Source organism: Shewanella sp., assembly GCF_048265805.1.
Lineage (GTDB): Bacteria > Pseudomonadota > Gammaproteobacteria > Enterobacterales > Shewanellaceae > Shewanella.
The window spans coordinates 1-12,707 of record NZ_JBLXAT010000032.1 but is presented as its reverse complement, the minus strand read 5'-3'; the positions used below and the strand labels follow the sequence as shown (position 1 = coordinate 12,707).

Genomic DNA, 12,707 nt, shown 5'->3' with positions numbered 1-12,707 from the left:
ATGAAACAGCCCAGCACCTTAGGCGCTGGACTGCCGAGTGAACCTAAGGAGCGGGAGTCAGAATGCTGCAGCTATGATCTTGCAACAGTTCAGGGCTAGCTTTCTCAAGGCCGAACCAGCTAGCGCGCAGTGCCAGTAGCGCTAAGCGGTTGTCGGGTAAGGTGGTCAGCGCCACACCATATTTGCCCATATCGTCTTGCTCAACGCCGAGCTCGCGGGCGATACGCTTGAATGAGCTTTCTGCATGCAGTTCGCTTTCGCTTAAGCTACGGATCTGATAATCACTGCCGTCCAACTCCACGTTTTGCCATTGGTCAGTGAGCTGCGGTGCCAGCGTATTGAGCGCGCTGCGGATATCGGTGCGTAAGCAGGAAATATGAATATGCATCTGGTTTTGTGTACGGCCATATTCGGAGTTGATCGCCAGCGATAGCGCAGAATCCGCGATCGGTTGACCATATTTTTCCGCCAGTAAGTGGCGCTCATCCCATGCTAACGCAAAAAACTTGGGCGCATTTGCCGCTAATAGTGCCGGGCTTTCAGTCCCCGTGATTTTGGCAACGGGCATCACTAAATATTGCAGTGGGCCATTGCGATCTTTGAGGGTGACATAACCTTGCGCTTCATCCACCTTAGTGCATGGCGCGGGATTGGATTGTTGCTCCATCCCCACAACGCAGCGCTGGCTGATCAATTGCCATAGGGCATCAGGGTTATGAGGATTGGCAGGAGCAAAGTACCACCAGAGCGCTGCTGCAACGGTCAAAATCGGCACAACGACCAGCAGTTGTTTGGTTATTTGTTTCATTTTTTTCAATAGGTTTCTGCGTTTGGCGGCATTTTGCAAGAAAAGCTGTGCCCTGTCATGCAGGGAATTGTGAGATTCCGTGACCGAAGGCGTGGTTCATCATTTTCACTTGGAGCGCTGTCACACCTTAGCAGGGGGCGTGATCTGCTGGGTTAGCTGAGTGAGCGTGTAGTGAACAACATGGTCTGATACAAAGGATAGCTTGCTCGCTGGGAACAAGCTCTCCTGTTGCGGTTAGCTGGGTTGTTGCACTGGGTTGTCGGCGGTTGCTGCTACTGCCGGTTTTGCGAGCGCCCAGATACTATCCGCATCACCATTCACGGCGCGCTGATAAGTCCGTTTGGCGGCATAAGCAAAGCCCGCTGCGCTAACTAAGGCGACAATATCCACCATCAAGGTGGCTGGCGTGCGTGGTGCCCATAGGCCGAGTGAGGGCACGCACAGCGCCACCAGTGAGCTGAGTGGCATAGCCAAGCATAGTAATGCGCCAAGCTGTAGTAGGCGAATGGCACCGCGAGCGGCGCCGGCGACAAAGCTATAAAGTAGTGCGGCGGCAAAGCACAGGTAGTAGATCCATAAATAGCTGTAATTTACGTTATCGAGTACTGCGTATAGCCATTTTCCCAGTACCATGCTGGCGGCAATCGCCACGACACTGCCTAAGCAACACCCGACCGTGAGTGCGGCCATAATGCGCACGCGTTTGGGTTGCTGTACGGGTGCCGTTGCCGATTTCTGCAGTTTGCGGCGCTTTTCCAGCCACAGCAGATTGCCACTGTAAAACAGCATCGCGCCGCTGAGACCCAAGCCAAAATAGAGCCAGCGCCCCGCCATACCAGCAAAACTACCAAAATGTAGGCCGAAAAATACTGACACTATGCGTCCCCAGAGTCCCTCTTCACCCGCCGTCATCGTGCTAAACAACACTTGCTGGTTATAGGGATTAAGCGCGAGAAAATCGGCGATTGGGCCGCGCATTAGCGCGCTATCGCTATACATCTCGATGCGAGCCATCGCCCGTGGGCCATCCAGCCCCGCAAAGTTGATACCGCGTGCATGGTAGTCGATGTGAAAGCTGTTGGCTGTGGTCAATACTTCGCTGATCACTGGCAGTGGTGGCGGTTCCGTCGGTGCTTGCATAGCCGATCGCGGCATAAAGCTAGGAGGGTTTTTATAGATGGTTTGATTCAACGCATCGTAAAACTGATCGTGAAACGCAAACACCACCACCGTTAGTGCGATGACAATATGAAACGGCAACGCGGTGATGCCAAGCAAATTGTGGGTATCCAGCCAAAAGCGGCTTGGCCCTTTGTTACGCCGCAGGGCAAATAGGGTTTTGACTAAAGTGGGCAGTAAAAATATCACACCCGACACTAGCGCGATGAAATACAACATTGAGGCCACCCCCATGATCAGTACACCGAGCTGTTCATGGCCGACGTTGCCAATAATCCCCGCAGTACGGTGTAGCTGGTCAATTAGTTCTGCCAGTTGATTGGGCACCACCTTCTGGGTAATCAATTCACCTTCTGGGCTTAATGATGCTTGCCATTGCGGCGCATCAAGATGCACATCGTGGTCACGGCTCACTTGCGACCAAGTTAATGGTGCATAACGTGGATCGTCTGGGTGAATCACAAAGCCTTTGCTGATTTCTGGATGCTGGGCATGCGCCTTAGCGAGCAGTTCATCCAAACGGTTGACTGGCACTTGCGGCAGAACATGAGATGGCGGCGATGCCCAAGCAGCCAACTCCGTTTTAAACATGGTGAGCGCCCCCGCAAAGAAGCAGACAAATAGCAGAATGCCGCTGGTGATGCCGGTCCACAGGTGCACTTTTTGGTAAATTCTTAAAATATCGCTACGAATTTGCACGGGGTTACCTCAATAACAGCAATAGTGCCCATGCCAGCACATTTGCGCCGCCGAGCCACAACAGCGCTCGTGCTGCTGAATGAAACAGATAGACCAAGCTCACCACGCTAAGCCAGATTGGTGCCACTAACCACATGTTAAATTGGTACTTATCCCGCGCTTCAATGCCTCCTGGGCCGAACCATGCAAATAATCCTACTAAAGCTAATGCCAAGGTAAATCCTAATAGCACGCCAACCATAGTTTTACTGAGCCAATCTGGACGCACCTTTTCGACGTGTAGACGACGGGTTTCACTGTGATTCATTTCAATGGCTCCCGCTTGCAGAGGCTAATCAATGGCAGAGTGCCAAACATCATGCTGAGTACCAGTAACCACCAAAAGAACGCCGCAGCCGGTGTGAGCACTATGTGCCAACCACATAGACTACACAGCAACAACATATAAGCCAGATAGCGCCAAGGCGCGACAGCAATGGCTTGAGGCAGCAACGCTTGATGCTTACTGCTGAGATAGAGCAGCGCTACGCCAATAAGCATAAGTAGTAGTAAAAAACCGTAGAACAGCGCGGTATTCATATCATCTCGCTTGTACGTTCGTTTGAGTTAACCGTTGGTTAATGAACATCGCAGACTAATTAATTATTTAATGATAGTCATTATCATTTACATTAATTTGAGAACTGGCGCAAAATTTTAGCGAGAGGTGAGAGTGAGCTAGGGGCTGTCACTGTGTTGGAAGAGAACGGCCGATGGCCAGCATGATTGTTAGCCACCGCTCTTATTGGCGTTTTTTGCTTGTCTGAGTCGGTAGAAATGCGCCGAGGGGGTGAAGTACAACACTGCTTGTTCCCCGTTGCTGTCGACCACATGGATTTCATCGCATAGGGGATCATTAATCAGCCGCTGGGCGGTGGGGCGAACTTGAAAGAAGTACATCGCATCATATTCTTCTTGTACAGAGACGGTGACGTACGCAGTTTGTGGTGTGGCGCCATCACCGGACGATACCAGCGATTGCATCAGTCCATCGAACCAACGGTAGTGATCATCTGACGCTGCTTGCTCATCTAACTGCTCTAACGCCATGCTGGTCATGTAGTGGATGCGAATATCAATAGGACACTGCTGCAGCCATTGCTGGCCAATTTCGGCTAATTTGGCCCAATCATCGACATCCGCTGCTTGGTAAATCTCGGCTAATGGGCGGTTATCGCTGCAACGTTGCTTATAGTTGTCGGCCCAACCATAGACTACTCGCATGGCATCAAAATCGACATCGTCAGCCCAATTGACCGCCGCCGTGGTTTGCTGGCTTTGGGGTGATACCGCACAAGCGCTCAGTAGCATAGCGGCAACCAAGCTAAACCAAGCTTTCATAGGTGTTCCTCATGTGGGCATGCGTGCCAAACTCGCGTGAAACGTTAGGCTAACAGTTATTGATTGTTCGGTAAAAAAAGTCAACGTTATTTATCACTTAGAGGGGAAGCGCTGACGTATGGGAGGCTGTTAATGGTTGCTTATGGGGGGGGGAGTAGATGTCATCGAATTTGTTACAGTTATCACTAAAATAGTAATGAAAACGATTCTCAGTAATGTTATCGTATTTACTCTTCAGCAACTCAATAATAATGAATTTTTACTATGCGCTATCATCTTCTTCCTCTGAGTGCAGCTATTGCTGCAGTGTTGTACCCAATGGCTGCTACGGCAGAACAAACCAATAACGATAACGACCAGATTGAAAAAATCACGGTGACAGGTAAGTACACCGTGAGTAAAACGATTGATACCGCGACGGGGTTAGGTCTGACCCTGCGCGAGACGCCACAATCCGTGTCTATTTTGACTGCTGAGCGTATTCAAGATCAGGCGTTAAATACCGTGGTTGATGTGGTGAATAACGCGGTTGGTTTATCTTCATCAAAAACTGATAACGTGCGTAACGGCTTTAGCGCCCGTGGTTTTGCTATTCAAAACTATCAAATTGACGGTGTGCCGTTGTCGTGGAGCCTAGGTGGCGACGCGGGTGAAACGGTATCCGATGTCTCCCTCTATGAACGCGTTGAAGTGGTACGTGGGGCTACCGGTCTGTTGACAGGTGCTGGCGACCCATCCGCGTCGATTAACTTAGTGCGTAAGCATGCTGATGCCACAGAACTGACTGGCTCTATCCAACTGGATGCTGGTAGTTGGGACAAAAAGCAGGTGACCGCTGATGTCGGCAGTAAACTTAATAGCGATGGCACGGTACGTGGTCGTTTAGTGGCTAAGTATGTGGATAACAACTCGTTCCAAAACTATTACGAAGACCATAAAACGATTCTTTATGGGGTAGTTGATACTGACATTACCAACAGCACCCTGCTGCGTGTCGGTATGGTATACAACAACAACGACCCACATGGTGCTATGTGGGGTGGTTTGCCAGCGGTATTCGCTGATGGCAGCGCCGCTGATTGGGATGTGTCAACTACCACTGGCGCGGATTGGACTCGCTGGGAATCCACCAACAAAAACTATTTCGCTAACTTGAACCATATGTTCAGCAACGGCTGGCAGTTGATCGCCAACTACAACCGTATGGAATACGAAAGCCAATCGCACTTGATCTACATGTCTGGCGCATTGGATGAAGCAACTGGTACTGGGTTGGTAGGACAACGTTATAACAGCCATGCAGAAAACAACTCCAACAACTTCGACGTGCAGTTGAAGGGGGATTATGAGTTGTTTGCTCGCAGCCATGAGTTTGTCATTGGTGCGTTGTACAGCAAGCAAAAAGGCTATACCGATACCTACGAGCCACTACGTGACGATATGAGTGGTTACGATGCTTACCCTGTAGAAGATTTCTATAGCTGGCAGCATGGCAATACTTTCGCTGAGCCTGAATGGGCGGCTACCGCTGACCGTAATCAAGATCTGGAAACTGAACAAAAAGGTTTCTACGCTGCAACCCGTTTATCCATCACTGATGAATTTAAAGTGATTGCTGGTGGCCGTATCTCTAGCTGGAATCGTGAAGGCATCAGTTGGGGTGATGTGAACTTCGGCAATAACGGTGAATTTGTCCCTTATTTCGGTGCGTTGTACGACCTGAATGAGCAACACCGCATCTATGCCAGCTACACCGAAATTTTCAATCCACAAAACGCTCGCACCGCCGACGGTAGCTTTATCGATCCGTTGGAAGGCAAATCTTATGAGTTAGGTTTGAAGAGTTCGTTCTTTGATGACCGCTTGCACACAACTGTCGCGGTGTTCAAGATCGATCAAGACAACTTAGCAGTTAACGATCCAGATTACGTTCCTACCGAAGAGCAATTGGCTAATGGACAAACCTCTGCGTCAATCGGCGCTCAAGGTACAGAAAGTGAAGGTTTTGAGGTTGAAGTAGTTGGGCAACCTGTTGATGGCTGGAACATCTCTGCAGGTTATTCGCAGTTCGAAGCCGAAGATGCCGATGACAATAAAGTGCGAACGACAGCACCGCGCAAACAGCTGAAATTATTTACCACCTATCAGTTCCAAGAGGTGTTACCTGAACTGACAGTGGGTGGCGGTATCAATTGGCAAAGTGAAGCTTACTCAGAAAGTAGCACAACACGTATCGAGCAAGGCTCATATTCGGTTGTGAACTTGATGGCGCGTTATGACATCAATGACAGCATGGATGTCCAAGTGAACGTTGAAAACCTGTTTGATGAAAAATACTACGCCTATATGTCAGCCTCAACGCTGCCATACAGTGTGTACCACTATGGCACTCCACGTAACTTCACCGTGAGCTTCAAATATCGCTTTTAAGCGGTGTCGCATGCGGTGGCAGATACTGCCACCGCCGTCATACCGTGCAGTGTGAATACGTGAGTTGATAATCGATGATTGGTGCAGGGACTCATTAACACCATGAATAAATTATTGCGTTCAATGCGGGTATTTACGGCCACGGTTGACCTTGGGTCGATGAAAGCGGCTGCCGAGCAACTCAATATGAGTACTTCGGCGGTGAGTCAGCAGATCCAAAAAATGGAACAACGCGCGGGTGTGGTATTGCTTAACCGGACTACCCGCAAGCTTACGCTGACCGATGTTGGGTTGCAGGTGTACGACAACTGTTGCCGCATGATTGCCCTTGCAGAGCAAACAGAAGCGCTGCTGAGTAACTACAGGCAGTTACCTTCTGGGGTGCTGAAACTTTCCGCTCCGGCGGGCTTTGGCGGCCATATGCTCAGTGAGCCGATTCGGCACTTACAAAACGCCTGCCCAGATATTCATCTCGATCTCAGTCTGCAAGATACGTTACTTGACCCGGTGCGTGAAGGTATCGATATCGCCATCCAAATTGGCCCTTTAAAAGACTCGTCGCTATATGCGCACCATCTGTGCCGCTGGCGGGTAGTGCTATGTGTGGCGCCAAGTTATCTCGAACTGCAGCGGTTAAAGCTGCCAAGTCATCCCAGCCACTTGCTTAACTGGCAGCGCATTGGACATTCGCAGTTTAAAGGCCGATTCAGCACATTGCGCCATAGTCGCCAGCGCGTATTTGAGCTGCCGCCGAGCCAGTTTGATGTCAACAATATGCAGGCGCTGCAAAGTTTCGTGGTTGATGGTCTCGGCTATGGCGCCTTGCCAGAACCGGATGCCATTGACTTATTGCGACAAGGCCGCCTAGTACGGGTGCTGCCTGAGTGGCAACTGCCGGAAGGTAACGCCTACGCGCTGACGCAATCACGCGTAGTACCACCAAAAGTCCGTCAAGCGCTCAATATTCTCAAAGCATGCTTTGCTCGATACGAACAATTACTAGCCGCTTAGTCATGCTTAGTTACCAGCGGCTATCACGCTCACACGCCAAGCCATCATGATCGCCATCCATTCGAGTATTGGGGCAATTTTCTAAGAAGAACTGCGCTTCGGCGCGGGAATGCATCTGCGAGCAATAGATCCGGCCATCACAACTCAATGCCGCTGCTGGCTGTGCATTGTCGAGTCGGCGTACCGTGCTGGCACTGCGGGCGGCATCAACAAACTGCTGTTTTAGCGTTTGCGACAGTTGGTTCGCGTTGGGGGAGGCGGTGGCAGGTTGTCCAAAAAGATGTTGCCAAGATAGCCAAATGGCATAACCGAACAGTAAATAAAACAGCAGGCGTTTCATGAGGTTTTGTCATCCTTAACAAGTAATAACGCTGGTTTTTCCAACAGCGCGGCGCATCTTCTCGCAAAATGTCCCCCTTGGCAATAGTAAAGGTTTAATCATGCTCCGTGCTTAAGTATGCTGAAGCGCGAGAATGGGGGAGAGTGTATGAATAACACCGCATTGGTACTGGAAGGTGGCGGGTTACGGGCGATGTACACCGCCGGGGTGTTGGATGCCTTTTTAGAAGCTGAGCTAGATTTTCCGTATGTGGTTGGTGTGTCCGCTGGCGCAATTTATCCGGCGTCTTATCTGTCACGTCAGTCTGGCCGTAACCTGACGATCCAACAGCGCTATTTGGCTGACAAACGTTATATGGGCTGGCGTCATTGGTTAAAGAACGGCAATTACGTCAATGTCGATTTCACCTATCGCCGTATGGCTCATGAGTTAGTGCCGTTCGATTTTGCGGCATTTGGTGCCAATCCGGCGGAATTTAAAGTGGGCGCCTTTAACTGCCGCAGTGGCAAGACCGATTTCTTCAGTAAGGCAGATTTAGCCAACCATCAGCGTTTGCTTGATGTGCTGATCGCTTCATCCAGTTTGCCGTTTGTATCGCCTCCGGTAGCGATTGACGGACAGACCTATCTGGACGGTGGCATTGCCGCGCCGATACCACTGGCGCAAGCACGGCACGATGGTTATCAGCGGCAGTTGGTGATTTTGACCCAAGATGCAGACTATCGAAAATCGGCGTTTAAACCTGCCTGGTTGGCAAAACGGGCTTACCGCCGTTACCCCAAAGTGGCTGATGCGCTGCTGCAGCGGCATCACGTGTATAACCAAGCGTTGCGCGACTTGTCTGAGCAGGTCGCCGCTGGCAACACCTTAGTGATCCAACCGCAGCAACCGCTTGGCTTAGATCGGCTAGAACGTCGCTTTGATAAAGTGGCCGCCGTCTATCAACTCGGTTTGACCGATGGTCGCACAGCACTGCCGCAGGTGCAGGCGTTCATAGATTGTGGCGCATTCAGCAAACCGCAAGATAAGGTTGTGGTTAAATAGCAAAGTTTAGGTGCAACAACCAGTCACAGTGGAGTCGCTATGGCGAATATCATGCTGATTGCCAATCTTAATTGCGATCGAATTTTACAGCTTAATAAATCGTTGAAAATCGGTGGCCGTTATCACTACGACGATGGTGGCCGTCGCTTAGGTGGCGGTGGTGCGAATACTGGCATCGGTCTGGAGTGGGCGGGTCACAGTGTGGCGCTGGTAAGCCAAGTTGGCCGTGACGAACTGGGCGATTGGTTATTGGCACAAGCCAGCGTTAATGGTTTGGATTGCCGGCGGGTCTCGCGTCACCATGGTCAAACGTGTGAAATCATGTTGCTGATGACACCCGATGGTGAGCGCACCATTATTCGACCACAGCGGCCATTGTTTCAATTGGCGACCCCGCCCAATTGGCAAGAGTGGCAAGCGCTGTATCTCAACTCATCGGCTGAAGGTGCGGCGAGTTGGAGTAAATCGGCATTGGCGCACACCTTGGTGGTGGCGCAATTAGCCAAAGATGAACGGCCACGCCCCTGTCATATTTTATTGTCATCCCAGTCTGACATGCACGAACGTACCGAACTGAGCATGTGGGACTACGGCCGCCGCATTGCGGGTGACACGTTAAAGTATTTTATTATCACTGAAGGTGGTCAAGGCGCACGGCTGTATCATGCCAATGGTGAACAACATGTCGATGCAAAACCTGCCGAGTTGGTCGATAGCACTGGTGCGGGTGATGTGTATGCCGCGGGGTTAATCCACGGATTAGTGTCGGGATTAACTATCGCGCAAGCGATGCAAGAGGCGGCCATCTGGGGCGCATTCGCGGTAGCGTCGGAAGCGTCTATCCCGAGTGAAAATCTGCGCTGTTACCTGCAAGGTAGCCACAACTAAGTGATGTTCACTAAGTTGTGGCGCTGACTGAGCGGCAGTTTTTAGCCAAGCGGTGCGATTGTCATCAAAACCCTAAATTACCGTCATGCCGCTGTCATGTCGGCGACCTAATATGTGCTCCGAGCCGATGGGAACCATCGCTTCATGTTTGTTTGACTCTCCCTTTCGCAGCATTGATTGTTTCTAAGCGCCTCGCCGTTGTGCGAGGTTTTTTTTGTCATCAGTTTGTCATCAACGCGGTGCAGACTCGATACGGTCTTAACTGCAAGTACCTTGTGTTGTTCATTGACTAGCAACTTTCCTATTCACCCCGTATGTGGCTACTGCGGGGTTTTTTCTTATCTTGCCGTCGTCATCAGCCCCAATACTTTTATGTTGTCCATTTGTCGCCATGGCATAGCTATGGCACAGTAAGACGTTTAATGACTCATGAGTGCCACTTGTGACGGAAAGGGAGCTAATAGGACGTCGTAATATGCCGATTGCATTATCTGGTTTGTATGTAGGAAATGGCCGAGCCTTTACCGCAGAGGTGGAGAGTGGCATCAATAGCAAAGTGGCGGTGTCCAGCCTACAAGTGGGGCGCCACAGCGTTGAGCACGATGGGCCCGTTGATCTGAAAAATCACGGTGGTGATGATCGGGTATTGCACCATTTTCCGCGGGAACACTATCGTTTTTTCAAGCAGCAAGGGCTGATGAGTGCTGAGCGACAGGCGCCAGAGCTGGGAGAAAATATCTCAACGCTCGGTCTGTTAGAGCAAGATGTATGTATTGGCGATGAAATTGCTATTGGCGAAGTGCTGCTGCAAATTAGTTTACCGCGCTCGCCCTGCTTTAAAACCAACCTCCAATTTCAGCAACGTGAGTTTGCCCGCATGATGCAAAATACCGCGCGCTGTGGCTGGTTGTATCGAGTGCTGATGCCCGGCACCATTAATTTGACGGACACGGTCACGGTGACAAAACGTCATTGTGAGATCAGTGTGGCCGAGGCGATGCGGCTCTATTTTGCTGAGCGATTTGATGCCGCCGCGTATGAAAAATTGCTGTCAGCGCCGGGGTTAGGCAATGATTGGCAGCGTAAACTACAACAACGTTTGGCCACAGGTGTTATAGAAAACTGGCAGAGCCGACTCTATGGTACAGCAGCTTTTTATCAAGGATGGGACGAGAAGTGATGGATTTACACACGGTGACTAAAGAAGAGCGCGATATGGGCATTCTGGTGCATGTCGCCAGTTTTGCAGGTTATATCATCCCTTTTGGCACGATTTTGGGGCCATTAATTGTGTACCTGATGAAGCGTGATGAATCTGAATTTGTTGCAGCTTGTGGTAAAAACTGCCTCAATTTTCAAATCAGTTTGGCTATCTATTTTGTGATTAGTCTGATTCTGGCCTTTGTGCTGGTGGGGTTTTTACTGATGGGAATACTGGCGTTATTCAACCTGATTGTTACTGTCATCGCGGCAATTAAAGCCAGCGAAGGCGAAGTGTTTTCCTACCCACTTGCCATTCGCTTTATCAAATAACGCTACGGCTTATTGGCCATATCCGCCAGTGCTCGCTGGCGGTATTGCCACATCGCAAACACACCAAACACAAACGCCTGTAGATAATCTTTACCTTTGAGTGGCATAACGCTGTGAAACACCACATAGAACATCAACAGTTGCAGCAAGTGCATCATCACCGTCACACCCAACAGAATGTTCAAAATCAGCGAAATATTGCCGCCAAAGGGCATAGCAATGTTGTAAAACATCAGCAACCACGCCAGCAGGGTGAGCAGTTTACCTAAGTTAATCAGCATCGGTTGTCTCTCGTTGCAGTTGATACAGGCGATAACATACTTGTCCCGCCACTTTTTCTTTCAGTTGTACCCAGTCTGCCGGAATCGGCAGCGCGGCCAATTCACTTTCGACTTCGACATAGATCAGCGCTAAATCATTTAACCAGCCGTTACTGCTCAGCAGTTCGATGCTTTGCATTGCTAAGCCTTTACGAAATGGTGGGTCGAGAAACACCAAGTCAAACTGGCGATCCGCTGGTTGCCCTAACGCTGTGATGACATCACGATTGAGTACTTCGGCATGCTCGCATTGCAGTGTGGCCAAATTTTGCTGCAACTGTTTGGCCGCAGGGCTTTGTAGCTCATAAATGCGGGCAAATTTGGCATAGCGCGATAGAGCTTCTAGCGCCAGAGCTCCACTTCCGCCAAAGCAATCCAGCACCTGACAACCTGCAATATCTCCACTGAGCCAATTAAACACGGTCTCACGTACGCGATCAGTGGTGGGACGCAGGCCTTCAAGATCGTGGATTGGCAACCGCCGAGAGCGCCATTGCCCCGCAATAATTCTTACCTGACCACTGCCGGGTCGATTCTTGGACATTTTGCCCCCGTGATTTTGCCTGAAGAAATAAAATGGTAGACTGTGCCGATTATTTTAACGCCGTCAAAATGCAGCAGTTTTTCACTGCCAAGCCATGCCGGCAATGTGAGCGCCGCTATTCTATAACAAACTCGCCGTAGAAGGCGAAGCGCAAAGCGGCCAATAGCGCGAATACACAGGGCTAGCCGCCCCTATTAAGCAGCCGCCAACCATGCGGTTGCCCGTGACCACCTATTACGATTGAGCATTGATAACGAATGGCTAAGAAAGGTTTTTTCTCATGGTTCCGCAAAGATAAAACGGCGCAGGAATCTGTTCCCGAAGAGCAACCGTTGGTTGAAACGCCCGCCGAAGAAGTGAGTGCCAGTGAGACGAGCAGCAACGATACGGCAGCCACTAACGTGGCGAGTGATGAGCTTGCGCATCCAAGCGTCAGCGCGGAAACTCTGCCAGAGCCAGAGCCAGAGCCAGAGCCAGAGCCAGAGCCAGAGCCAGAGCCAGAGCCAGAGCCAGAGCCAGAGCCAGAGCCAG

At 50.5% G+C, this 12,707-nt stretch carries 13 protein-coding genes and 2 pseudogenes; 7 read left to right on the top strand and 8 right to left on the bottom strand.

Annotation, left to right across the window (positions count from 1 at the left end; genetic code table 11):
• Positions 1-43: 43 nt before the first annotated feature.
• The 5 genes from ACN0TT_RS17515 to ACN0TT_RS17495 form a co-directional block, all read right to left on the bottom strand.
• Positions 44-808, bottom strand: a complete 765-nt coding sequence (locus ACN0TT_RS17515) for a CDP-diacylglycerol diphosphatase (protein WP_417763432.1) — start codon at positions 806-808, stop codon at positions 44-46.
• Positions 809-1,042: 234 nt separating this feature from the next.
• Positions 1,043-2,686, bottom strand: a complete 1,644-nt coding sequence (locus ACN0TT_RS17510) for a PepSY-associated TM helix domain-containing protein (protein WP_417763431.1) — start codon at positions 2,684-2,686, stop codon at positions 1,043-1,045.
• 4 nt (positions 2,687-2,690) lie between these two features.
• Positions 2,691-2,993: a hypothetical protein gene (locus ACN0TT_RS17505; protein WP_417763430.1), complete on the bottom strand. Its 303-nt coding sequence runs from the start codon at positions 2,991-2,993 to the stop codon at positions 2,691-2,693.
• The gene (locus ACN0TT_RS17500; protein ID WP_417763429.1) at positions 2,990-3,265 is read right to left on the bottom strand and encodes a hypothetical protein; all 276 of its coding nucleotides are present in this window, start codon (positions 3,263-3,265) and stop codon (positions 2,990-2,992) included. The genes ACN0TT_RS17505 and ACN0TT_RS17500 overlap by 4 nt, the downstream gene beginning before the upstream one ends.
• Before the next feature lie 189 nt (positions 3,266-3,454).
• Positions 3,455-4,066, bottom strand: a complete 612-nt coding sequence (locus ACN0TT_RS17495; protein WP_417763428.1) for a DUF4919 domain-containing protein — start codon at positions 4,064-4,066, stop codon at positions 3,455-3,457.
• A gap of 264 nt (positions 4,067-4,330) precedes the next feature.
• Here ACN0TT_RS17495 and ACN0TT_RS17490 point away from each other — a divergent pair, with 264 nt between their 5' ends.
• Both ACN0TT_RS17490 and ACN0TT_RS17485 read left to right on the top strand, forming a co-directional pair.
• A complete protein-coding gene (locus ACN0TT_RS17490) occupies positions 4,331-6,496 on the top strand; it encodes a TonB-dependent siderophore receptor (RefSeq protein WP_417763427.1) in 2,166 nt (721 codons plus the stop codon).
• Positions 6,497-6,598: 102 nt separating this feature from the next.
• Entirely contained in the window at positions 6,599-7,507 is a 909-nt protein-coding gene (locus tag ACN0TT_RS17485; RefSeq protein ID WP_417763426.1) for a LysR family transcriptional regulator, read from the top strand.
• A 10-nt stretch (positions 7,508-7,517) separates the two neighbouring features.
• Here the strand turns inward: ACN0TT_RS17485 and ACN0TT_RS17480 are convergent.
• Positions 7,518-7,652: pseudogene (locus tag ACN0TT_RS17480) on the bottom strand (excalibur calcium-binding domain-containing protein); the annotation flags it as partial.
• Positions 7,653-7,994: 342 nt separating this feature from the next.
• Between ACN0TT_RS17480 and ACN0TT_RS17475 the strand changes: the two are divergent.
• The 4 genes from ACN0TT_RS17475 to ACN0TT_RS17460 all read left to right on the top strand — a co-directional run bounded on the left by ACN0TT_RS17475 (position 7,995) and on the right by ACN0TT_RS17460 (position 11,312).
• Positions 7,995-8,891 (top strand): patatin-like phospholipase family protein, encoded by an 897-nt coding sequence (locus tag ACN0TT_RS17475; RefSeq protein WP_417763425.1) that lies wholly within the window; start codon positions 7,995-7,997, stop codon positions 8,889-8,891.
• Positions 8,892-8,930: 39 nt separating this feature from the next.
• The gene (locus tag ACN0TT_RS17470) at positions 8,931-9,779 is read left to right on the top strand and encodes a PfkB family carbohydrate kinase (protein WP_417763424.1); all 849 of its coding nucleotides are present in this window, start codon (positions 8,931-8,933) and stop codon (positions 9,777-9,779) included.
• A gap of 475 nt (positions 9,780-10,254) precedes the next feature.
• The gene (locus ACN0TT_RS17465; protein WP_417763423.1) at positions 10,255-10,959 is read left to right on the top strand and encodes an MOSC domain-containing protein; all 705 of its coding nucleotides are present in this window, start codon (positions 10,255-10,257) and stop codon (positions 10,957-10,959) included.
• On the top strand, positions 10,959-11,312 hold the full coding sequence (locus ACN0TT_RS17460) for a DUF4870 domain-containing protein (protein ID WP_417763462.1): 354 nt from the start codon (positions 10,959-10,961) through the stop codon (positions 11,310-11,312). The genes ACN0TT_RS17465 and ACN0TT_RS17460 overlap by 1 nt, the downstream gene beginning before the upstream one ends.
• Before the next feature lie 2 nt (positions 11,313-11,314).
• Here ACN0TT_RS17460 and ACN0TT_RS17455 read toward each other — a convergent pair whose 3' ends face one another.
• On the bottom strand, positions 11,315-11,593 hold the full coding sequence (locus ACN0TT_RS17455; RefSeq protein ID WP_417763422.1) for a DUF1145 domain-containing protein: 279 nt from the start codon (positions 11,591-11,593) through the stop codon (positions 11,315-11,317).
• A complete protein-coding gene (rsmD, locus tag ACN0TT_RS17450) occupies positions 11,583-12,176 on the bottom strand; it encodes a 16S rRNA (guanine(966)-N(2))-methyltransferase RsmD (protein WP_417763421.1) in 594 nt (197 codons plus the stop codon). Before rsmD ends, ACN0TT_RS17455 begins: the two co-directional genes overlap by 11 nt.
• 257 nt (positions 12,177-12,433) lie before the next feature.
• On the opposite strand from rsmD, the pseudogene ACN0TT_RS17445 reads away from it, so the two are divergent.
• Positions 12,434-12,707, top strand: a pseudogene (locus tag ACN0TT_RS17445) (signal recognition particle-docking protein FtsY); the annotation flags it as partial.

Bases quoted from the DNA above. Each gene is read 5' to 3' on its own strand.
- ACN0TT_RS17515 (WP_417763432.1), bottom strand. From the start codon at position 808: ATGAAACAAATAACCAAACAACTGCTGGTCGTTGTGCCGATTTTGACC.
- ACN0TT_RS17505 (WP_417763430.1), bottom strand. From the start codon at position 2,993: ATGAATCACAGTGAAACCCGTCGTCTACACGTCGAAAAGGTGCGTCCA.
- ACN0TT_RS17500 (WP_417763429.1), bottom strand. From the start codon at position 3,265: ATGAATACCGCGCTGTTCTACGGTTTTTTACTACTACTTATGCTTATT.
- ACN0TT_RS17495 (WP_417763428.1), bottom strand. From the start codon at position 4,066: ATGAAAGCTTGGTTTAGCTTGGTTGCCGCTATGCTACTGAGCGCTTGT.
- ACN0TT_RS17490 (WP_417763427.1), top strand. From the start codon at position 4,331: ATGCGCTATCATCTTCTTCCTCTGAGTGCAGCTATTGCTGCAGTGTTG.
- ACN0TT_RS17485 (WP_417763426.1), top strand. From the start codon at position 6,599: ATGAATAAATTATTGCGTTCAATGCGGGTATTTACGGCCACGGTTGAC.
- ACN0TT_RS17475 (WP_417763425.1), top strand. From the start codon at position 7,995: ATGAATAACACCGCATTGGTACTGGAAGGTGGCGGGTTACGGGCGATG.
- ACN0TT_RS17470 (WP_417763424.1), top strand. From the start codon at position 8,931: ATGGCGAATATCATGCTGATTGCCAATCTTAATTGCGATCGAATTTTA.
- ACN0TT_RS17465 (WP_417763423.1), top strand. From the start codon at position 10,255: ATGCCGATTGCATTATCTGGTTTGTATGTAGGAAATGGCCGAGCCTTT.
- ACN0TT_RS17460 (WP_417763462.1), top strand. From the start codon at position 10,959: ATGGATTTACACACGGTGACTAAAGAAGAGCGCGATATGGGCATTCTG.
- ACN0TT_RS17455 (WP_417763422.1), bottom strand. From the start codon at position 11,593: ATGCTGATTAACTTAGGTAAACTGCTCACCCTGCTGGCGTGGTTGCTG.
- rsmD (WP_417763421.1), bottom strand. From the start codon at position 12,176: ATGTCCAAGAATCGACCCGGCAGTGGTCAGGTAAGAATTATTGCGGGG.